13 protein-coding genes and 1 pseudogene are annotated in these 21,765 nt (G+C 57.8%); 8 read left to right on the forward strand and 6 right to left on the reverse strand.

Annotation, left to right across the window (positions count from 1 at the left end; genetic code table 11):
• Positions 1-27: 27 nt before the first annotated feature.
• A pseudogene (locus IPM59_01960) lies at positions 28-1,177 on the forward strand (ISNCY family transposase).
• Positions 1,178-1,321: 144 nt separating this feature from the next.
• On the opposite strand, the gene IPM59_01965 reads toward IPM59_01960, so the two are convergent.
• The gene (locus tag IPM59_01965) at positions 1,322-1,537 is read right to left on the reverse strand and encodes a hypothetical protein (GenBank protein MBK9214359.1); all 216 of its coding nucleotides are present in this window, start codon (positions 1,535-1,537) and stop codon (positions 1,322-1,324) included.
• A 205-nt stretch (positions 1,538-1,742) separates the two neighbouring features.
• Between IPM59_01965 and IPM59_01970 the strand changes: the two genes are divergently transcribed.
• Positions 1,743-2,963: a diguanylate cyclase gene (locus tag IPM59_01970; GenBank protein MBK9214360.1), complete on the forward strand. Its 1,221-nt coding sequence runs from the start codon at positions 1,743-1,745 to the stop codon at positions 2,961-2,963.
• A gap of 55 nt (positions 2,964-3,018) precedes the next feature.
• Here the strand turns inward: IPM59_01970 and IPM59_01975 are convergent, their stop codons facing one another.
• Positions 3,019-3,684: a dienelactone hydrolase family protein gene (locus IPM59_01975; protein ID MBK9214361.1), complete on the reverse strand. Its 666-nt coding sequence runs from the start codon at positions 3,682-3,684 to the stop codon at positions 3,019-3,021.
• A 50-nt stretch (positions 3,685-3,734) separates the two neighbouring features.
• A complete protein-coding gene (locus IPM59_01980) occupies positions 3,735-5,909 on the reverse strand; it encodes a TonB-dependent receptor (GenBank protein ID MBK9214362.1) in 2,175 nt (724 codons plus the stop codon).
• A gap of 162 nt (positions 5,910-6,071) precedes the next feature.
• Between IPM59_01980 and IPM59_01985 the strand changes: the two genes are divergently transcribed.
• The 3 genes from IPM59_01985 (at position 6,072) to IPM59_01995 (ending at position 16,000) form a co-directional block, all read left to right on the forward strand.
• Entirely contained in the window at positions 6,072-6,428 is a 357-nt protein-coding gene (locus tag IPM59_01985; protein MBK9214363.1) for a hypothetical protein, read from the forward strand.
• Between the two features lie 561 nt (positions 6,429-6,989).
• Positions 6,990-11,657 (forward strand): carboxypeptidase regulatory-like domain-containing protein, encoded by a 4,668-nt coding sequence (locus IPM59_01990; protein MBK9214364.1) that lies wholly within the window; start codon positions 6,990-6,992, stop codon positions 11,655-11,657.
• A gap of 68 nt (positions 11,658-11,725) precedes the next feature.
• Positions 11,726-16,000, forward strand: a complete 4,275-nt coding sequence (locus tag IPM59_01995; protein ID MBK9214365.1) for a carboxypeptidase regulatory-like domain-containing protein — start codon at positions 11,726-11,728, stop codon at positions 15,998-16,000.
• A gap of 16 nt (positions 16,001-16,016) precedes the next feature.
• On the opposite strand, the gene IPM59_02000 is transcribed toward IPM59_01995, so the two are convergent.
• Positions 16,017-16,337 (reverse strand): hypothetical protein, encoded by a 321-nt coding sequence (locus tag IPM59_02000; protein MBK9214366.1) that lies wholly within the window; start codon positions 16,335-16,337, stop codon positions 16,017-16,019.
• A gap of 107 nt (positions 16,338-16,444) precedes the next feature.
• Between IPM59_02000 and IPM59_02005 the strand changes: the two genes are divergently transcribed.
• Positions 16,445-17,845 (forward strand): L-seryl-tRNA(Sec) selenium transferase, encoded by a 1,401-nt coding sequence (locus IPM59_02005; GenBank protein MBK9214367.1) that lies wholly within the window; start codon positions 16,445-16,447, stop codon positions 17,843-17,845.
• On the opposite strand, the gene serC is transcribed toward IPM59_02005, so the two are convergent.
• On the reverse strand, positions 17,842-18,930 hold the full coding sequence (serC, locus tag IPM59_02010) for a 3-phosphoserine/phosphohydroxythreonine transaminase (GenBank protein MBK9214368.1): 1,089 nt from the start codon (positions 18,928-18,930) through the stop codon (positions 17,842-17,844). The two genes, IPM59_02005 and serC, sit on opposite strands and share 4 nt — an antisense overlap.
• 184 nt (positions 18,931-19,114) lie before the next feature.
• On the opposite strand from serC, the gene IPM59_02015 reads away from it, so the two are divergent.
• Entirely contained in the window at positions 19,115-20,407 is a 1,293-nt protein-coding gene (locus IPM59_02015) for a carboxypeptidase regulatory-like domain-containing protein (GenBank protein MBK9214369.1), read from the forward strand.
• Positions 20,408-20,468: 61 nt separating this feature from the next.
• Positions 20,469-20,945, forward strand: coding sequence for a GNAT family N-acetyltransferase (locus IPM59_02020; GenBank protein ID MBK9214370.1), 477 nt, complete (start codon positions 20,469-20,471; stop codon positions 20,943-20,945).
• 157 nt (positions 20,946-21,102) lie between these two features.
• Here the strand turns inward: IPM59_02020 and IPM59_02025 are convergent, their stop codons facing one another.
• Positions 21,103-21,759: a YceH family protein gene (locus tag IPM59_02025; GenBank protein ID MBK9214371.1), complete on the reverse strand. Its 657-nt coding sequence runs from the start codon at positions 21,757-21,759 to the stop codon at positions 21,103-21,105.
• Between the last annotated feature and the right edge of the window lie 6 nt (positions 21,760-21,765).

Consider the following 21,765-nt stretch of genomic DNA (forward strand, 5'->3'; position numbering starts at 1 on the left):
AGAAGATAGCTTCAGGAAAAAGAAGCTATGGAAGAAAGCCCGGGCGTCGCGATGGAGAAGGCGATGACAAGACAGGAGATCATATTGCGAGCGTTTGCAAAGAAGATCAGTTGGATAGAGGCGGCAGAGATATTAGATATCAGTTGCCGGCATTTACGGAGGATACGGGAGAAGTATGAAGAGGTGGGGTATAGTGGCTGTTTGACAAGCGAGTAGGCAAAGCGAGTCCGAAGCGGATACCAGTTGAAGTGGTAGAGCAGGTGATGGGGCTTTATCGGGACAAGTATTTTGATCTGAATGTAAAGCACTATCACGAGAAGCTCGTCGAGGAGCACAAGATCGAGGTGAGCTACACATGGGTCAAGGGGGCTGCGAGGAGCGGGTCTGGTGGCGAAAGACGCTGTGCGAAAGAAGCACCGGAGAAAGCGGGACAGAAAGCCTCTAAAGGGGATCTTGCGATATCGACGGGTCACATCACCAGTGGTTTGGCGATGAGAGCTGGCACGATCTGATCGTGATACTCGATGACGCCACGGGCGAGATCTATTATGCCGCTCTGGTCGATGCGGAATCGACTTCGACGATCATGAGGGCGATCAGGCAAGTTGTTGAAAAAGAAGGCGTTTTCTGCAGTCTCTACTCTGATCGTGCAAGTCATTTCTGGCTGACGCCAAAGGCGGGAGAACCGGTGGATAAACAAACACTCACGCAGGTCGGACGTGCACTGCGCGAGCTCGGGATCACAATGATCCCGGCTTACTCGCCGCAGGCACGAGGGCGCAGCGAACGCAGCTTCAAGACGTGGCAGGGGCGTCTTCCGCAGGAACTGAGGCTTCGAGGGATATCAACGCCTGAGGAGGCAAACAGATTCTTGAAAAGAAGCTATATTCGCGAGTTCAACCGAAAGTTCACCGTCGTGGCCGCCGAGCCTGGTGCTTCGGCTTTTGTGCCATGTTTGAGGGACGATCTCGACCGTGTTTTCTCGATCCAGACCGAGAGGACCGTTAATCGAGACAACACCGTCAAATATCGTAACTTGGTGCTCCAGATCGACCGCCAAATATGGCGCTCCTCCCTCGACGGCTGCCGCGTCACTGTATATCAGCACTTGGACGGCTTCATCTCGATCGGCTACGGGCCCAGGCAGATCGGCCGATATTCAGCCGATGGAAAACCATCTGCCCGAGGTGAGCGGCTCAGACGGCCCGTTGCAGGAAACGGGCGCGCCCCTTTCCTGCAACAAACACAAACCGGACATTTGATGTGCTAACAAAACCGGACATCTTCATTTGCTATCAACAGCGCATTTTGGACCATGCGGTTAGTATCGCCCGTCATCAAAATCGTAGGAATCAAATCCGTCAGACTCTGGCATCTCGCTCTCATCATCCTCAGTACGCAGGTCGAGCTCGATCGGATCGAGTCCGGCCACGACCAGTCCGGCACCGCATTCTTCGCAGGCAACGTGGTCTCCTTGCTCCGTTTCCGCATCGACATAGACCTCTTCGCTGCACTCGGGACAAATGGATGTGGGCATACAAACCTCCGGAATGATCTCGTAATCAATCTAACTTGAATCCTCACAATTTAGCAAGATTTGATTAGCGGGAAAGGGGCGTTGAAAAAAACATAGACAATGCCAACATTGTTGATATATTATTAATTCGTGGTCTCTCACTTACCACGCGCTCCTCATTTCGTTTCGATCGTTTCGCCCACGCTTTGCTTAACGGCCTCGCCTTATGGATTCGAAGATCGGCCTGATCATCCAGATCGCAGGCGTCGCAATGATCACATTGCTGACGCTGTTTCTTAGACGTTCAATAAATGTTGCTGCCCTGCGCCACTGGACGAACGCGTGGCTGTTTCTGTCGTTCGCCCTGTTTTGTCTCAGGCTGGCATTCAGCTATGAGGAGTATTCGACACAGCTCTTTAGCTTCTATTTTCTCACCGAGTACCTGTTTGGGTTCCTGTTGATAATGGGCTGCCGGAGCCTGTCGGATGGCTGGCAGATGAAGATACGCCAGGAACTGATCGTTCTGCCGCTGATCATCGTCGCGTTTGGACTGCCATTCCTGGGCGACGATTTCAATCTTGTCTTCAACATCCATTCCTTGACGCTTTCGGGCTTTTTTGCAATCGCTTTTACCTCGCTTTGGCGTGCCAAGATTCGCACCTTCGGCTGGCGAGTGATGCTGGTCGCGTTGGCGTTGCTCTTTGTCGATTTTCTGCAGTATTTCGTAGTCTTCTCGATCCGACAGTACATGGTGCTCGAGTTTGACTATCTGCAATACAATTCCGTGATCGACCTCGTGCTGCAGATTCTACTCGGATTTGGCATGGTGATCGTCCTGCTGGAGCAGGTTCTTACGGATGCAAAGGTCGCGAACGAGAAGCTGCAGAAGGCCCACGAAAAACTCGAAGAGCTCGCTCACATCGACCCGCTCACTACGGCCCTCAATCGCCATGCGTTCCACGGTTATCTAAAGCGTCGGGGCAACGAAGGCCAACCTGTTTCCGGCTGTGTCGGCTTCTTTGACATCGACGACCTCAAAACGGTCAATGACGTTTACGGCCACGCGATCGGCGACATCGTGATCCGCACCGTGGTGAGGGCTATACGCGAGGTCATTCGTGCGGAAGACCTGATATTTCGGTGGGGCGGAGACGAATTCTTCGTGATCATGATCAGCCTCGATGCCGCGTCGGCGGGCCGGCGGATGAAGCGCCTCGAAACACTGCTCGCCGATGTCCGAATCGAAGGCGTCAGCCGATCGTTCAACGTAGGCGTCTCACACGCATTTGAGGATTTCCAAGGCCTGAATGATCTTGAATCAGCGATCCAAAAGGCGGATGAAGGAATGTACAAGCAAAAGCAGGTCCGCAAAGGCTATATTATTGATGACGCCGATTTCCACCTTGAGGGCTTAGGCGAACCGGTAACACTCGTCGAACGGCGTTAGTCACAACAAACTTCAGCGTCGGGCCGCGGCAAGGTGTTCCGCGGCCCTTGGCTTTTTACAGCTTGTCGTTAAAGAACCCAACTGCGATTGCCCACGCATCACGAGCGGCGTCGGCGTCATAGACCTCGGGCCGCGTATCGTTGAAGAATGCGTGGTCGGCGTCGTATTTGACCGAGCGGATGGGCAGTTCAAACCGTTCGGCGGCGTCCACTAATCCCGCGACCTTCTCAGGCGTGATCCATTGGTCGCGTGTGCCTGAGATAAAGATCGTCGGCACCGTCAGCCGTTGCAGGACATCGTCGTCCGGAATGTCGCCATAAAACGCGACGGCCGCGCTGATGCCCTCCAGCTCGCACGCCGAGCGCAGGGCAAACGTGCCGCCCATGCAGTAGCCCGTGATGCCAAAGTGCGAGATGTCGAGGCTCAGACGCGCCGCGTCGATCGCGTTCCCGATCGTATCCAGCCCATCCTCGATCTGCAGGCCGTGCATCATCGCGGACGCCTCAGACGCATCGGTGGCGACCTTTCCGCGATACAGGTCCGGAGCAATTGCCACAAAACCTTCGTCCGCATAGCGCCCCGCAATGTCCCGGATATGATCGTTCAGTCCCCACCATTCCTGAATGACGAGTATTGCCCGATTGCCGCCCGCGTCAGGCATGGCAACATACGCCGTCGTCGGCCCGTTAGCGGTCTCAAATGAAAGTGTCTCTGTTCTCATAGCGAGATTATACAATAATGCCCTATGGCAAGCGTCGCCACGTTTCGCCCCTAGAAATACCTAACAGTGTAAGTAAACCTTACGCCTCGGCCGATCTCGGGGGAGATGTTTTTGATGAACGAGATGTGGTTGTAGTAGAGCTTGTTGTTGAGGTTATAGGCGTTCACCGAGAATAGATGAGCGAAGTGTTGGCGCGAGATGACGTAGGATGCGGTCACATTCGCCGTGACGTAGCCGGCGGTTGGGGTCTCGTTGTCGAATATTCGAGACTGGCGGCCGACGACGACAATTTCAGGACGGATCGTAAAGGTGGTGCTGTGAAGATCGATTCCAACACGGCCTCGCAGCGGCCCAATTCGCGGGAGCGGCCGGCCGTCGGAGAGTTGCGCGTTCACGTAATCCAAACCGGCAAAAACATTGGCGAATTTGCTCACCCTAACATCGACGCTCAGTTCCGTGCCCGTAAAGCGGCTGTCAGCCTGTCGATACTCGGCGATCGGAAAGCCGCTCGCGGGGTCGGTCGTGCCGGTCGGCGCGAGAAAGACAAAATCGTCGAACGAATAGTAGTAATAGTTCGCCTCGGCGCGAAACCGCGGCGTTTGGTGCCGCACCGAAAGGTCGATGCCATTACTGATCTCGGGCCGCAGGTTTGCGTTGCCGATCTCGAACGACAGCGTCCCGTCGTGCGGGCCGTTATTATAGAGTTCCTCAAGCGCAGGGGCACGATAGCCGTGTGAAAAGTTCGCGACGAAAGCCCCGCCCTTCCACGTTTCAAATCTCGCACCGGCGGCCCCTGAAACGCCTGTGAATGTCCTGTCGATGAGCGACGGGCTGAGGGGATCATACGCATTGTGCTCAACGCGGCTGCCGAATTGCAGCGTGACGCGTTCGAACTTCACCTCTTCGAGGCCGAAGACTGAGAACGAGTCCTGCACAACGGGACCGTCGATCAGCACCTCGTCGCCGATCGTGCGGTAATTTCGGCGGTAGCCGTCAAAGCCGAAGCGGCCCGTCAGAAGGCCCTTTTTCTGCTGTTCAAACATTCCGCGATACGACGTGACGCGATTATCGAACGTCGTCCCGACTTCGCCGTCGGCGAGTTCCTGGTGCCGGTAGCGGCTGATATCGAATGTGAATTTTGCCGACGTTATAAAGGCGTCGAGGTCAGTCAAACCGCCCGAAAGCTTGACGTTGTGCCGATGCATGCGCAGGCTCCGCTCTTCGGGGTCGGTCTCAAAAATGTCCAGCGGTATGCCGTAGCGATTGCGGTAATAGCTGTAGTTGGTGCTAAAGAACGCCTTTTTGCCAAATCCCGCAAGGCCGCCGTTGCCGGTCGCGTTTCGCGTAAACGTGTTCTCGACGGTGCCAAAACCGCCGCCGGCATTATAGTCACTCGTTCGCTGCGTGCCGGCATTGCCCCAAAACATCCAGCGTTTTGTGCCATATTCGAGGCCGCCGCTCGCGGCACCCTGAGAGTTGTTTGTGCCTGCGATGCCCGAAAAATAACCGCGAAATCCCGGATGTGCGCCCTCGTCATGTCCGCTGACGGCATTGACCACGCCACCGATGGCGTTGCTGCCATAGAGCAGCGTCGCAGGCCCCTTGACGACCTCGATTCGCTCGACTGAGAGCGTATCGACGGGCTCGGAGTGATCCCCCGATTGCGAACCAAGCGAGCCAACGCGCACACCGTCGGTTGATATCAGCACACGGTCGCCGTCAAATCCGCGGATGACGGGCCGGCTTGCGCCGCCGCCGCCCGTGCGCTTAGCGACGCCGGCCTGATTATCGAGCACGTCGCCGAGTCCGACGGCGGCGCGGGTCGCGATCTCGCTTGAATTTAGTGTGGCGACCGATTCGATCGATTCAAATGTCGATTGTTCGCTGCCGCTGGCCGTCACGGTCACACTCGCCTTTAGCCCCGCGAGCTGCAGCCGAATATCGACCGTAAGCGTTGCCCCGGCCGCAACGATCACCGTCTGTCGAGCGTCGTCAAATCCCTCCTGATGGGCAACCAGCGTGTACCGGCCCGCCGGTATGTCGGCAAATGTGTAATGGCCATTCTGGTCGGTCAGCGCCGTTCGCTTTAGCTCAATGATCTGTATCGAGACCTGATGCAGCACGGTATTTTCGCTGTCGAGATATACCGTGCCCGCGAGCATGCCCTGCGATTGGGCGAGACCTGTCGTGGTTAAAAGAAGTAGTAGTAAAAAGACCTTGTGCATAATTCCTCCAAACTCGTTACCAACCGGTGAGGGCCGGTTGTCAAACCAAAGACGCGCGGGCCAGGAGCCCGCGTTCCGGCGATTGACGCTGTTCTTGGTTAACCGAGTTGTGGAGGACGAAAATGAGGATCGGGCGGCCGCGGTGACGCCGATGAGGTGATAATGGTCACGCGGCCGTCGGGCCGCAGGCCGCTTGCGATCCTCGCCACCGCGGTTGACTCGGGCACTTTCAGCAGTTTTAGCGACCGGCGGCTGGCCATGCTGTTTGTATCAGACCCCGAGCAGTCCGCTCAGGCCGTTGACGACGTGCTGATAAGGATGTATGGCCTGACGCGGGCCGAGGCCCGCTTTGCCGCGCTGCTTGCAGAGGTCAATGACGTCAAGGCCGTCTGCGATCTGCTCGGCGTGCGAATCACCACGGGGCGCACGCACCTGAACCACATTTTTTCCAAGACCGGCACTAACCGGCAAGCCGCGCTCATAAAACTGATCCTCACCGGCCCCGCGAGCATTCAATAATTTTTTTTCAACACGTCATTCATTTGGTGGATGACATCACGCGCTGCAAGGCGTAGCATTCTACAAGTTTAGTTACAGATCTGATCTGCGGTCATCGAGGGCCGACCAGGTCAACCCCGCCCGATACGGATCGGACGAGATTCCCGGCCGGTGCTCGAAGAAGCAGTCGTAAGCTTCCCGTCTCGAGATATTCGCGAAAGCTTCGATGCCTCCCGCAAGGTCGGTCTGTCATTAAGGAGGGTCGCTTTTGGTGACGCTTGAAGATCCGGCCGGCAATTCGAGGTACCGGCCGGATGCAGGCTCACCAATGTTGAAACGGAACGTCTCAGATCAGTGAGGCCACGCAACCACGCATTCTAAGGCATTCCGTTTCTCTTTTTCAACTGGAGGGAAATCTGAGGTCGATCTGTCCTCGGTAGGCCGGCGGGAATTCGAGCCCGCCGCCCCACGGCATACCTCACTTTTCCACAGGCCGCGTGCCGCCCTGCGGGACACACTCCTCGACCCCGCACCCCAGCACGCTAACACCGGCCGACAAAGGCCGGAAGGAGAAGATTCGGTATGTCAAATCACTCAGGCTGTTGCTCAAGTCGAGCAGCCAAAATTCTTTACAGGCCATTCATGGTCGCGGCGTTCGTGGTAATAACCGCGATGGTGGCCGCGGCCCAAACATCGATTAATTTCGAAGCGCCAACGTATACGCTTGGCAATCCCAACGGCCAGGACGGTTGGGTGTTTACCGGGCCTTATGATGTGGCCGTCTCATCCAGCCTCGGCACGGCAGGTTTTGGTGCTCAGAGCTTCAGGATTTCCAACGCTTCGACAAGCGGCGGCTTTGGTGATTGGGCATTTTCAAAGTCTATTTTCAACGAAGCAGGCGAGGCCGGAGCGGACAATGCGGCGTTGTCGGGCGGTGTCCGAATGAGCCGATTCGTGGCTCGTTATTCAATCGCCTCGGCGGTGCCGGGCTCTCAGCAGGTCGGTCTTCAGTTTTCAACGGCTGCGGATCGCGGTGACGGAGCACGCATGACCTATTTACGGTACGAGGATCAGCCCGACGGCATACACGTCCTATTTGACGACTATAAAGATAACGCGCCATTTGGCGGTGCTATCGGCGATTCCCTCGGCTGCCAGATGTTGCTCGAGGACGGTTTCGTAGAGACCGACATCGCCACGCTCGACCGCACGGTTCCGCACCTGATCGAGATGGTAGTGGAATTCGTCGCTGGCCCGCGCAACGACATAGTCAAGGTATATGTTGACGGCGTCCTGATGATCACCGGAACGACATGGGAGGACTACTTCCGATACTGTGAAGGCAATCCGCCCCGAACCGTCGATTCATTGATATTCCAAGCCAGAACGGGCAGTGGAACTGCGCCGGGAACGCTAGGCAACGGATTTTTGATCGACAACATGACGCTGGACTCCGGGCCAGTAGCCAACATCGTGAATATCGGTGCGGGCAGCTTGACGGCCACACCGAATTATACGCAGTGGTTCTGGTGGAATGATGAGACTGATGCTATTGACAACAGCCTCGGCTCGTTCGTTACAGGGCCGGGAACCCCCCCATATGGAACGGGAAGCGCCCAGACAAGCGTAAGCGGAAGCCAGCGACGCAATCTCGCGACATACCAGTTTGCCGGAACACCATTGGCGGCGATCGGCACCTTGAAGTTCAGCACCTACAATCCGTCCGCCGGCAATGGCGGGGCTGCAAACCGCAGTGGTTATTTGCAATTCAATGTCGATTTTGACGGCAGTGACACCTGGCAGAGGCGTCTGCTCTTCCAGCCGGCGATAAACGGAACCGTCATCCAGGACACTTGGCAGGAATGGGATACCATTGGGGACGGCACAAAGTTGTGGCACTACTCGGGTTCGACCTGGCCGGGGACGGCCTTACCGGGGAGTTCGCCGCGGACTTGGAACGACATCCTCACATCCTATCCGGGGGTGCGCATTCGTGTTACAGATTCGTGGTTTGGAGTGCGTGTCGGCAACCCATATCCTGACGGCTATACAGAGAATATCGACGGCATAAAATTTGGAACGGCGACAAGCCTGACCATCTTTAATTTCGACCCGCTCCCGCCGATCACATGGGTTGACGATTCGTGGACGGGCTCTGCTCCGGGCAGCGATCCGGATGGCCCGGGACCGGCAACGAGCTTTGGCTACGATGCCTTTGCCACCATCCAGGGCGGCATCAACGGTGTTGACGGCGGCGGGACCGTGAATGTTGCTGTCGGCACATACAACGAAGACGTGCTCGTTAACAAGGTTGTCGATCTCGTCGGCGCCGGTCCTGCCGGGGTTAACGTCATCGGCCCCATCGGCGGTGTCGCAGGATCGACAATGACCGTCAGCGCGAGCGGAGCTGAGATATCAGGATTCACGATCACCAGGGCCGGAAATAACCTGGCGGACTGGAACGACCCGAACCTGAACTCGGCATGCATTGCATGGATCGGCGTCGCCTTCACAGGGATCAACATCCACGACAATTACATTACGGGCTGCCGAACCGGTATCGACGTAAACAACAGCAGTGGAAACACTATTCATCGCAACCGGATCGATTCAAATCGGACCGGCCTGATCTTTAGAAACCAGACCGACAGCACCACCTTTACGGAGAATGAGGTCACAAACAACTGGACGGTCGGCGTGCTGTTCCTCGACGCAAGCAGCGGATCGAACAGCCCGGTCCAGACGGCACTAACCTCGACGTTCTTTAACAACAACATCAGCGGTAACTGGTATGGCCAGATCGTCGATCGCCAGACGGGCGGCTCGCTGCCTGCTCCGGGGACGACGAACCTGAAGAATTTCAGCGGCAACTGGTACGGGACAGCCACGCCGGTAGTCTCGATAGCTAACAGTGCGGAGCCAGGCTATTCGGCGTTGATCCCGGTCGCCTATGGCGGCTCATCAGTGCCTCCGGGCGGCCAGCCTGACATTCTGGGGCCGGCATCGGCGAACTTTGATTACTCGCCGTTCCTGGCCACGGGCGGAGATATCACTCCCGGAACCTACGGATTCCAAGGCAGCTTCTCGCAGCTCAATGTCAGCCCGGGCTCAGCTCAGACCCAGCCGATCAGCAAGCTGCAGGAGGCCAACGATCTGATGGTGGCCCCCGGAACATTGAGTGTTCCGGCCGGCGTCTATCCCGGAAGCGTGGATATCAACAAGGCGATCCACATTAAGGGATCGTTCACGGTTGGCGGCACGTTCACGCTCAGCAATGCGGGTGCGCAAGTAAGCCCGGGAACGAGTCCGGGCATCATCAACTCGGGCAGCCTGTCACTGACATCCGGTTCGACGGTCAATATTGAGATCAACGGGCCAAATGTTGGTTCGCAGTATGACCAGTTGAACGTGACCGGGACGGTCGATCTTGGCGGAGCGACGCTCAATACGACGCTCGGATATACGCCGACCGCAGGCCACAGCTATACGATCGTCAACAACGACGGCTCTGACGCGGTGACCGGCACCTTTGCCGGCATGCCTGAGGGAACGGTGTTCTATGAGGGCGCACATTCCTTCAAGATCAGCTATGTCGGCGGCACGGGCAATGACGTGGTCATTACGTCAGTCGTGTACTGCAACACGGTCTCGATCTCGACCGGCATTACAACGCTGACAGGCGTCAGCGTCAACGTGCCCATCAATGTCGATGACACGACGGGCAAGGGGCTGTATTCGACAGACTACACGCTCACCTACAACCCGGCGGTGATCAACGCTCCGGTTGTATCGCTCGGAACGGTAAGCGCGGGCAGCGTCCTGACGGTCAACGACCTGACGCCGGGCACGCTGATCATCTCGATCTTCCAATCGACGCCGTGGACAGGTGCGGGCACATTGGCGAACGTCTCGTTCAGTGTTCCGGGCTTGCCGGGCACGTCGAGCCCGGTTACGTTCTCAGCGTTTAAGTTCAACGAAGGAACTCAATGTCTGACCACGTCGAACGGCCTCGTTACGGTGATCGGAGGCACGATCACCGGCACGGTCACATACGGAAACGCCCTTAGCGGCCCCTTGCCACCACGGTATGTGCCAAATGCGACCATTAACGGCAGCGGCCCGACGCCCGTCTCGACGACATCGTCAGCCGTTGGCTGTCCGATCGCACCATGCGGCACGTATTCGTTGAGCGGATTTGACGGGGGCAACTATACAAGGTCGGCGTCAAAGACCGGCGGGATTCCGGCCGTCACGATCACTTCGTTCGACTCGTCGAGGATCGCCCAGCACGTGGTCGGATTGGTTCCCTTCATTGGGCCCAATCAGCCTACGGTTGCGGACGTGAGTGGAACAGGGGGCGTTACGTCATTCGATGCGGCGCTGATCGCCCGTTACGTCGTGTCGCTGCCCGGGTCGGGGACGACCGGCAACTGGACGTTCAGCCCGAGCTATGGGCCGTCCACCGTTTACGCAAACATCACCGGTGAGGACTATGTCGCACTGCTGATGGGCGACGTGACCGGTAACTGGGATTGGCCGGCCGCACATCCGGGCGGACGCATGGCACTCGGCGAAAGGCCGCGGCTTCCAACGCTAACCGCACCGACGATGACAGCCCGATCTGGTATGGCGTTCACGGTCCCGCTCAGGGTCGCAAACGTGGTCGATCAGGAGGTCACAGCGTATCAATTTAACGTGCGATACGATTCGACCGTCATCAGGCCGGCCGCCGATCCGATCCGTCTCGCAAGCACGGTCAGCGACGGCATGGTCGCCACAGTGAATGCTGAGGAGCCGGGCCTGCTTAGGGTCGCGGTATTCAGTGCTCTGCCGCTGACTGCCGACGGCGTTCTCGCCAATCTGAGGTTTGTCGCCGTCGGCCATGCGGGCACAGCGACGTCGCTCACTTGGGAAGACGCCCTGATCAACGAGGGAACGCCCGGACATCGCGCGGTCGATGGGCAGGTCAGCATTATTGCCGGCCCGACCGACCTCGACGAAACGGGCCTCGCCGGCCGTCTGCTGACAGCAACGGGCGAACCGGTCGCTCTCGCTGCGGTGACGATCACGGACAGTATGGGGGTCACACACACAAGCTACTCCGATAAGGCGGGTAACTTCCGGTTTGACGGAGTGCAGCTCGGTGAGTCCTATACCGTGTCGGTCGTCGCAGATCGCTATACGTTCACGCCCATTACCGTGAGCGTTGTCGATGCAGTGACGCTCATTGACCTGATCGCGCAGCCGTAATACGCGATCACTTCACTTAAAAGGGCGGGATCGCTCCCGCCCTTCTTTTCACTTTTTAAGGAGGATGTATGAGGTCTAAGCTTCGACGGTCGCCGGTGGCCGCACTAGTGCTCGGTCTTCTAATAGTTTGGGTCGCTGTGAGCGAAGGTCAGCTTCGCACAGCCGTCGATGCAGCTGGATCGCCCGTCGTGGTAACAGCCCCGACGATGAATGTCCTGCCCGGCTCGAGCATCACTGCTCCCGTAATGGTCAGCGATACCACAGGCCGCAACATCCTCTCGTACGATTTTAGAGTCACATACGATCCGGCGGTGATAACGCCGCAGGTCCCAGCCGTCACCGTGGCCGGAACCATCAGCGATCCCGGCCTGGTCACGATCAATGACCTGACGCCGGGGCTATTGATCGTCTCGTATTTTCGCGCAACACCGCCGATCACAGGTGCGGGCACGTTATTCAATTTCAAATTCAACGCGATTGGCGGGATCGGAACATTCTCTAACCTGACATGGACCGACTTCTACTTTAACGAGACGATTCCCGAAGATCTTACGGTTAACGGTTTGATAAGCATCATCGGGCCAACCCCAACTCCGACGCCAACTCCAACACCGACACCAACACCGACACCAACTCCGACGCCGACTCCAACGCCGACGCCGACGCCTACACCGACACCGACGCCGACGCCAACGCCGACGCCGACGCCTACACCGACGCCAACACCGACACCGACACCGACGCCGACACCGACGCCGACGCCGACGCCGACGCCAACACCGACACCGACGCCGACACCGACGCCGACGCCAACACCGACGCCTACACCGACGCCGACGCCTACACCGACGCCGACGCCGACGCCAACACCTACACCAACGCCTACACCGACGCCGACGCCGACGCCTACACCGACGCCGACACCTACGCCGACGCCAACGCCGACGCCAACGCCGGTGGCCGCTTATGTAGGAGAGAATGCGGCGACGGACTTTGTGATCACCAATGATGTGGCACCGGCCGGGCTCTCCACAGGCGACACGGTCACGTGGAACCCTGACGGCACGCAGCATCCGCTCGGAACGGTGACCGGGCTTATCTTCGACTATCAGGCATTCGCTACCGTGCAGGGCGGCATAAACGCCGTAACGCCGGGCGGAACGGTCTATGTCGAGGCGGGAACTTACACCGAGAATGTGGTGTTGAACAAGAGCGCCACTTTGAGCGGTGCCCAGGACAACGTCGATGCCCGTACGCGGCCGGGCACGAACGAAGCGATTGTCACGCCGGTGAGCGCCGCGCGTGCACTTGAACTGCAGACAGGGTCGGCCGGATCTGTGATCAACGGCTTTACCTTCTCGGGCGGCACGCTTGTCGGGTCATCGGGCCTCATTGAATCAACTTCGGGGCCGCTCAACGACCTTCAGCTGCTGAACAACCGGTTCACGTCGTTCCCGGGCCGTGCGGTCAACCTGAATGACAGCGGGACCGATATAACGGCAAACCAGAACCTCGTCGAAGGCTCAGGCAACACGACAGCCGTCAGCGGTGTCTTCCATCTGGACACGGACACCTTCCACGGGTTCCATTTCACCAACAATACGGTGAGGAATGCTGATTTTACGGAAGGCTTCTTTGTTGACGGTAATCACAATGTGGGCCCGAGCGGGATGCGTAATCCGTCGATCAGCGGCAACCTGTTCGACAACAACAATGTTGGTGTGAACCTCGGGACCCGTGCCTTTGGCTCGTTTGCGACGCCTAACGCCGGCACGATCTCGAATAACACATTCAGCAACAACGACTTTGACGGCCTGCAGGGCGGCATGCAGAATGTGGCGATAACCGGCAACCTCTTTACTGGTAACGAACGCCACGGACTGGCTCTGACGAGCTTTGGTAATACGAACCCGGATCGCGGTGCTCAGAACAACACAATCACAGGCAACTGCTTTACGGGCAACGGCCTTGTGGTCGGAGGCACGAGCGCCGGGGTCTCGTTCAGTGCGACTCAGGCAGCGGGAACCATCTCGACCAACAACTTTGAGCAGAACAATATTGGCGGCAACAACGTCGGTGCCACCTACACCGGCACTGAGACAATTGACGCCGACAACAACTATTGGGGATCGCCGACCGGTCCGACCCATACCGGCAATCCGGGGGGTATCGGTGATGTGGTCAATGGAACGACTATCAGTTTCGTCCCGTTCCTTACTTCACCGGCCACGATCGCTGGTTGTATGCTGCCGCCGGCACCAACTCCGACGCCGACGCCAACACCGACGCCGACACCGACGCCAACTCCGACGCCGACTCCTACACCAACGCCTACGCCAACTCCGACTCCGACACCGACGCCGACACCGACGCCTGTTGACCCGCCGCCGACAGCGGTTGGGAGTTCGGTGGACATAACGGCCCCGGGCGGAGTGATGCACTTCTTTGACGTGACATACACGGACACGGGCTTTAATGCGGGGATGAATGTCGGTTCACTGGATGGCGGCGACATACGCGTGACCGGGCCGGGCGGTTTTGACGTGCCTGCGGCGTACTTCATAGTGGACAATCCGACAAACGGCACGCCTCGGACGGCCCAGTACGGGATCATCCCGCCGGGCGGGACGTGGGACTTTGCGGATAACGGGACGTATCAGATAGTGGTGCAGCCGACACAGGTGGCAGACATCGGGCCAAACTTTGTAGCAACGGGCACTGTGGAGACATTCACGGTGAATATACCCTTCGTAACACCAAGCCCGACACCGACACCTACACCGACGCCGACGCCAACTCCAACACCGACGCCGACGCCGACGCCGACGCCAACACCGACGCCAACACCGACGCCAACACCGACGCCGACACCGACACCAACGCCGACACCGACACCAACGCCGACACCGACACCAACGCCGACACCGACACCAACGCCTACGCCGACGCCAACTCCTACGCCGACGCCTACGCCGACGCCAACTCCTACGCCGACGCCAACTCCTACGCCGACGCCAACTCCTACGCCGACGCCTACGCCGACACCGACGCCGACGCCGACGCCGACGCCTACTCCGACGCCAATACCTACACCAACGCCGACGCCTACTCCTACACCGTCACCGACGCCGTTTATCACATTCGGCTCTCTGACGTATGTAGAGGACGAATCACAGACGGCTGTGATCGAGATAGTCAGGACGGGAGACCTGTCAGGCACAAATACAGTGACGTTCTCGACGTCTGACGGCACGGCAACAGGCGGGCCGGCCTGTACTTCGGGGATCGACTACATAACGGTCACGGGACAGATAGTGACGTTCAACCCGATGGAGACGCTCAAGACGGTCAACGTCATAGTGTGCGGCGATGTGATAACGGAGCCGACTCAGACGGTTAACCTGCATCTGACAGGGCCATTCACACGGCCGGGCAGCCTGCCGCCATTTGACACGATGGCGGATGCCCCTGAGGCACAGAACGCCCTTCTGAACATCAACGACACGGCGAGCCAATTCAGGAACGCAGACCCGATGTGCGTAACGCTGGCCGGAACGGCTGCTCCGTATCCGTCAGCGATCAACGTGACGAATGCCCCGCTGGCCCTTGGGTCGATGCGTGTGACGCTGTATGACCTGTCATACACGGTGCCTGACAATATAGACGCCCTGCTGGTAGGCCCGCTGGGGCAGAAGTTCGTGATAATGGGCGATTCGGGCGGGGCACTGGCCATTCCGACGGGCAACCCCGTGACGCTGAGCTTTACGGATGCCGGTACGGGCGTGCTGCCAAATGCAGGGCCGCTTGCATCAGGGAACTTTGAGCCGACCACATGGGAGTCGCCTGTCACTAACTTCCCGGGAGCGGCACCACCGGGGCCGTACTCTGAGCCGGGCAGCACCATTGGCGGCACGGGCACACAGACGTTCTTTGGCAACTACGGCCTGACGAACGCCAACGGCGTGTGGAACCTCTACATCCGCGATGACGCCGGCAACCCGCTGCAATTGCCTGAGTCGATATCAGGCTGCTTCGCGGGCGGCTGGGGCATAGAGTTCTTTGCGACAACGGCCGCACAAGCCTCGATCTCAGGCCGCGTGATGACAGCAGACGGGCGGCCGATACGCAATGCCACCATCACCGTCACCGGCAATTCGCTCAGCGAACCGCGTGTGGTCCAGACGGGCTCATTCGGCTACTACTCATTCGACGGCCTCGCCACGGGCGAGACGTATGTTGTCACCGTTGGCCAAGGACGTTATACGTTCCAGATGCCAAGCCGCGTTGTTTCGCTGATCGACAATATCACTGACCTCGACTTCACGGGTGAGCCGGTGAACTAGGTCGATCTCAAAAGTGTCAACCGACCTCGAGGCCTTTGGCTTTCAGGGTTCGGCGCCAGAGTTCGCGGTATGAGGTGAATCGCGAGACGAGTGTATTGAAGTAGTATCGCTGCGCGTAGGTGAGCGAGCGATTGTCGCTCAGGCGTTTGATGAATGAGTCAAGCCGCGCACGAGCTTCGAGCGGCGGACGTTTGGCGGCGCCGTTGAAGTAGATATCAAAATCGATCTTGAGCTTGCGGATGTCTTCCTCCATCCGGGCGAGCTGCTGGTCGATCTCAGCAGCCTCTTCCTGTTTGGTCTGATCCTTGCGGTAAAGCTTGTTTCCTACTATCGCCATGAGTGTACTTCCTTGGGATGGGACGGACGCGGGAGCACCTATTAGATAAAAATCAATAAACAGCCCTGCGTTCCAGCTTTTTCGATCAATCAGGTAACATCAGTTTGATGCCCGCACCACGGAAAACGCACGTTACCGGATCGCTCCGAAACCTGCCATCAGTTGATGAGCTGCTGCAGACCGATGTGGGCCGCGTGATCGCGCAAGCGGCAGGATCCCGCCACGCCACGCGACAGGCGCGAGCGGCAGTTGCAGCCCTGCGCAAGCGGGTATCTGCGTCAAAAACCGAGCGTTCGTCAAAGGCCGATCTGTTATTCGCGGCCGTCGAGCAGATGCAGGCAACATGGGCGGCTGAGGGCCTCTCGGCCAATCAACGGGTCATTAACGCCACGGGCGTGGTCGTCCACACAAATCTTGGCCGGGCCCCGTTCTCGAAGGCGGCCGTAATGGCACTCACTCAGGCAGCGGGATACTGCTCCCTCGAATTCGACCTTGCGACCGGCGGGCGCGGACGTAGAGGCGGCCGTGCTGAGAGCCTGATTAAGGAGCTTTCAGGTGCTGAGGACGCTCTGATCGTCAATAACTGTGCGGCGGCGGCATTCTTTGCGCTGAGTGTTTTTGCCGCCGGCGGCGATGTCGTGATATCGCGCGGTGAGTTGGTCGAGATCGGCGGCGATTTTCGCGTGCCGGAGGTGCTGTCGGCGTCCGGCGCAACGCTCTGCGAGGTTGGCACGACAAATCGGACGAAGCTCACCGACTATGAATGGGCACTCACGCGTCGTGCCAAAATGATCCTGCGAGTGCATCCGTCAAACTACCGGATCGTCGGCTTTACTGCCTCGCCGCAGCTCGCCGAGCTTGCCGACCTTGCTCACCGACGAGGCGTGCTACTCTACGAGGACCTCGGCTCAGGTGCCCTGATCGATCTGGGCGTCGGTGAACCGACAGTGGCTGATTCTATAAAAGCCGGCGTCGATGTCGTCACCTTCAGCGGCGACAAGCTGCTTGGCGGCGTCCAGGCGGGCATCATCGCAGGCAGGAAAGAGATCGTAGCAAAACTCCGACGCCATCCGCTCTATCGTGCACTGCGTCCCGACAAACTAACGTATGCCGCGCTCGAAGCGACGCTATTATCGTATCGCCGCGGCACAGCAAAGGCAGACGTGCCGGTCGCACGTATGCTCACCGCAACACGAGCACAGATCAGGCGACGAGCAAAGGCCATGATAGCAAAGATAATGACATCTGAAATTTCACATTTGAGATTTGAGATCGCCAACGGCATTTCCGCGACCGGCGGCGGTGCGGCGCCGGGAATCGAGCTTGAGACGGCTCTGATCGCCGTCACGCACGGAAAAAGATCTGCTGTTAGATTGGAGCAGACGTTACGGCGTTACGATCCGCCCGTGATCGCACGGATCGTTGACGATCAGGTTGTGATCGATCTAAGGACCGTAAATGCGGATGAGGAAGACTTTATCGTGGCGGCGATAAGGACTCTTGATTAGGCATTCCTCGCGGCAAAATCCTGCATAAAATCGACAAGCGCCGTCACTCCTTCCTTAGGGAAGGCGTTATAGATCGACGCGCGAACGCCGCCAACGCTTCGGTGGCCTTTGAGTCCGTCAAGGCTGGCGGCGGCGGCCTCCGCGCAGAATAGCTGTTCGAGGTCCTCACTTGGCAAGCGGAATGTCACATTCATCAGAGAGCGGCAATTGCGATCCGCGTGGCCCGCATAGTATCCATCGCTCGAATCTATCGCATCGTAGAGTATCGCCGCCTTCTCCTCATTTCTCTGCTCCATCGCCGCCAGGCCGCCTTGTTCGAGCAGCCAATCGCAGACGAGGCTTATAACGTATATGCCCCATGTGTTCGGCGTGTTGAGCATCGAATCGTTCTCGGCCATCAGCCGATAGTCGAGCATCGAATGCTGGTTCTCAGGCACGGCTGCAATCAGATCATCGCGGATAATCACCAATGTTACGCCGCTCGGGCCGATGTTCTTTTGCGCACCCGCGTAGATCAGAGCGTACTTCGAGATGTCTAACGGCTTTGACAGAATGTTTGACGATGCGTCGCAAACGACCGGAACGCCTCTGCCATCGAGGTCATACTTGAACTCGACGCCCTCGATGGTCTCGTTCGAAGTGTAATGGACGAATTTGGCATCCGAGGTTAAGTTCAATTCAGCCTGCTCCGGCACCGACCGGAATCCGTCCTCGGCGGACGAGTAGATGACATTCACGTCGCCGCATCGCCTTGCTTCCTTCAGAGCCTTTTTCCCCCATGCTCCGGTGATAAGGTAGTCGGCAACATCGCCCGACCCGAGAAAATTCATCGGCACCATCGAGAATTGAAGTGTTGCGCCGCCTTGGAGAAACAAAACGCGATAGTTATCGGGCACCGCCAGAAGCCTGCGAATGCCCTGTTCAGCGCCATCGAGGACAGCCTGAAAATGTTTGGACCGGTGGCTGATCTCCATCACGCTCATGCCGATGCCCTGCAGGCTGAACATTTCTTCGCGTGCGCGTTCGAGCACCGGAAGCGGCAACACGGCGGGCCCTGCGCTGAAATTGAATATGCGTTTGGTCATGTTTTATACGGCGACGATGCTGTCAAATAGGTAAAGATATCACACCGGATTTCGATAGCAAATCGCACTTCGATTTGGCCGGTGATTGCGATAAAATAGCGCAAAAGTAACGAACCGCACCGCAGGCTTTGGCATCTTAGACTGCGCGATTGACGGATACTCGCACACTTATTTTGGAGGAGTCATGCAATACAGATCGTTCTTAACACTGATCGCCGCGGCAATCTTCTTGGCCGCCGGTTCGATCACTATTCTTGGCCAGACGGCCCCTGCAAGCGGAACCGTTGAGGTTGAAAACACCGACGGCTCGCGAGCCCCTGTCGCCGGCGCCCTCATCGAGATCTACAGAACCGATATCAAGAGCGGCTTTCCGTCCGTCAAGACGAGCAAAAAAGGCGAATTTGCGATAGCCGGCCTAATGCTCGGTGCAGAGTACACGTTCTCGATCAGCGGGGCAAATATCGCCCCTGCTCTCTACCCTAAGATCAAGGCTGGCCAGGAGCGCATCGTTATTAGAGTGTTCCCTGGCGACGGCCGGAAGTTTACCGAGGAAGAGGCACGCAAGGGTGTTGTCGATCTGGCGGCAAACCCGACAGCCGAGATGAGCGAGGAGGAAAAGAAGGCGCGCGCCGAGTACGAGGCCCAAAAAACTGCTGTCGAAGCGAAGAACCAGAAGGTCCAGAAATCCAATGAGATCATCGCCCGGGCGGCTAAGGAGGGGGCCGATGCCTTCAACGCAAAGAACTACGATCTCGCAATAGCCAAGTACACCGAAGGCATCGATGCCGATCCGGATTTTATCGGCAGTGCACCGATCTTCTATAACAATCGGGGCACCGTGCTGGTCACCCGGGCCGTCGATAGTTACAATCGCGCTGTAAAAACGACAGACCCGACCGAAAAGGTCGCTCTGCTTGGCAAGACGCGCAAGGACCTTGCCGACGCAGGTGACGGCTTTCTAAAGGCCTGGAATCTTCTTAAGACTGCCGATCCTCAAACCGCGAATCTTGATGCGAACAAGGCCACTTCTCTTCGAGGAGCAAAAGATGCACTCTCAAAGGCCGTCAGGACCGAGCAGATCGATCCATCGCTAGTCGAGGTTGCCAAGGTGATGCTGCCCGAGGTACAGGCGGCCGAAACGGATGCCACCAAAAAATCTGATTCCGATCTGATCATGGCTGACATGTATCGCGTCCTCGGTGAGTCTGAGAATGCGGTCATCGCCTACCGAAAGATCCTCGATACTTCGCCGGACAACGTCGATGCTCTGGCCGGAGTCGGTTTTAGCCTAGTCAATATTGGCTATCTCAGTAACGACAAGGCCAAGTTTCAGGAAGGAGCTAACTTCTTGCAGCGGTTCGCCAGCTCGGCGCCGGACACGCATAAGTTCAAGGCAGATGCCGTGGCTTTGATCGAGATGCTCAAGAAGGAGCAAAACGTCACGCCGCAAAAGGCTCCGGGCAAAAGGAAGAGCTGAACCCGCGCTTCTTTTGATGTATTGGCCGGGCCCGTCATTGGCGGGCCCGGCCCTCACTTTTATGGATACTGAGATCAGACACCTCGAGCCTGAAGATATTCCCGCCGTTGTAGCCCTCATCCGCGAATTTGCGGAGTTTGAACAATTAAGCAAATATTGCGAGGTCACAGATGAGCGGCTTCACGAGGCTCTCTTCGGTAACGGAGCCGTTGTCGAAGGCCTCGTTGCCCTCGACCGCCCTCGCATCATTGGTTACGCCCTGTACTTCCCAAATTTTTCGAGCTTTCGCGGCCAGTGTGGGCTGTATCTCGACGATATCTATGTCAACGCGGCGTATCGAGGACAACGTGTCGGCGAGGCTATGATTAGACGGATCGCCGGTATTGCGGCTTCGCGGGGCTACGAGCGGATAGATCTAATGGTGCTCGACTGGAATACAAGGGCGGCGGACTTCTATCTCAGGCTCGGCGCCGTCCGAGATGACGAAGAGCGGCACTTTAAGTTCACGGACGATGCGTTCCGTGGTCTCGTGTCCTAATTTTTTGTCATTTTCGTTGGCCGCGCGGTGTTCGCATATATGTATCGATATGTAAGTCAACCGGAGCGCCTTATGAAAAAACATCTGCTAAGGGCGATCGCGCCCTTTTCATTCATTATCATCGTGATCGGCAAGTATGTGATCGTCGCCTGAATCGTCATTCAAACTGCTGTCTAAACTCGTCAAACATCGCCTTAAGCGAGTTGACCTCACCCCGCAGCGAGGTGACCTCATTTTCTAGTTTTCCAATACGGTCGGCGGCGGCCTCGGCTTGGGCGGCGCGTGTTGGATGGGCGGCAGCAAGGGCCTCGACATCGATTTCGCCGGAGAGCAAATGGGTGAATCGCGCCTCCTTTCGTCCGGCCTGGACCGGCAGCCTGACGACAACCGGATCATCGCGCCGCATCAGACGGTCGAGTGTTTCCTGTGTTTCACCAAGGTTCGCAAACTCATGCATTCGGCCCGTTCGTTCGCGAAGTTCGCCGAGCGTCTGCGGCCCGCGAAGCAGGAGCACGGCCACGATCGCCACCTCATCGGGCTCAAGCTCATAAACGCTCGGCAACATGTGCTTGTATTTCGGCACGCGGCTCGTCGAACCGTAAAAAACATAGACGAGATTGCGGTCGCGCAGGTCGTCCAATGCTGCGCTCACTGCGGGTTCGGTCAGCGACATCACCGGCTCGCGGTTATTCTTCTGGTTACACGCCGTCACGAGCGAATTGAGCGTGAGCGGATAATACTCGGGCGTCGTCAGTTGTTTCTCGACCAAGGATCCCATAATTCGGGCCTCGGTCTCATTCAGGATCTCGGGCATAAGGGT

Origin of the sequence: Chloracidobacterium sp. (assembly GCA_016715795.1) — a bacterium.
In the GTDB taxonomy this organism is placed as follows: domain Bacteria; phylum Acidobacteriota; class Blastocatellia; order Pyrinomonadales; family Pyrinomonadaceae; genus OLB17.

What these genes read in the sequence shown, in the direction of transcription:
- serC (MBK9214368.1), bottom strand. Translation starts at nt 18,930, where the DNA reads ATGACCAAACGCATATTCAATTTCAGCGCAGGGCCCGCCGTGTTGCCG.
- IPM59_02020 (MBK9214370.1), top strand. Translation starts at nt 20,469, where the DNA reads ATGGATACTGAGATCAGACACCTCGAGCCTGAAGATATTCCCGCCGTT.
- IPM59_02015 (MBK9214369.1), top strand. Translation starts at nt 19,115, where the DNA reads ATGCAATACAGATCGTTCTTAACACTGATCGCCGCGGCAATCTTCTTG.
- IPM59_01995 (MBK9214365.1), top strand. Translation starts at nt 11,726, where the DNA reads ATGAGGTCTAAGCTTCGACGGTCGCCGGTGGCCGCACTAGTGCTCGGT.
- IPM59_02005 (MBK9214367.1), top strand. Translation starts at nt 16,445, where the DNA reads ATGCCCGCACCACGGAAAACGCACGTTACCGGATCGCTCCGAAACCTG.
- IPM59_01970 (MBK9214360.1), top strand. Translation starts at nt 1,743, where the DNA reads ATGGATTCGAAGATCGGCCTGATCATCCAGATCGCAGGCGTCGCAATG.
- IPM59_02000 (MBK9214366.1), bottom strand. Translation starts at nt 16,337, where the DNA reads ATGGCGATAGTAGGAAACAAGCTTTACCGCAAGGATCAGACCAAACAG.
- IPM59_01975 (MBK9214361.1), bottom strand. Translation starts at nt 3,684, where the DNA reads ATGAGAACAGAGACACTTTCATTTGAGACCGCTAACGGGCCGACGACG.
- IPM59_01985 (MBK9214363.1), top strand. Translation starts at nt 6,072, where the DNA reads ATGGTCACGCGGCCGTCGGGCCGCAGGCCGCTTGCGATCCTCGCCACC.
- IPM59_02025 (MBK9214371.1), bottom strand. Translation starts at nt 21,759, where the DNA reads ATGCCCGAGATCCTGAATGAGACCGAGGCCCGAATTATGGGATCCTTG.
- IPM59_01980 (MBK9214362.1), bottom strand. Translation starts at nt 5,909, where the DNA reads ATGCACAAGGTCTTTTTACTACTACTTCTTTTAACCACGACAGGTCTC.
- IPM59_01990 (MBK9214364.1), top strand. Translation starts at nt 6,990, where the DNA reads ATGTCAAATCACTCAGGCTGTTGCTCAAGTCGAGCAGCCAAAATTCTT.
- IPM59_01965 (MBK9214359.1), bottom strand. Translation starts at nt 1,537, where the DNA reads ATGCCCACATCCATTTGTCCCGAGTGCAGCGAAGAGGTCTATGTCGAT.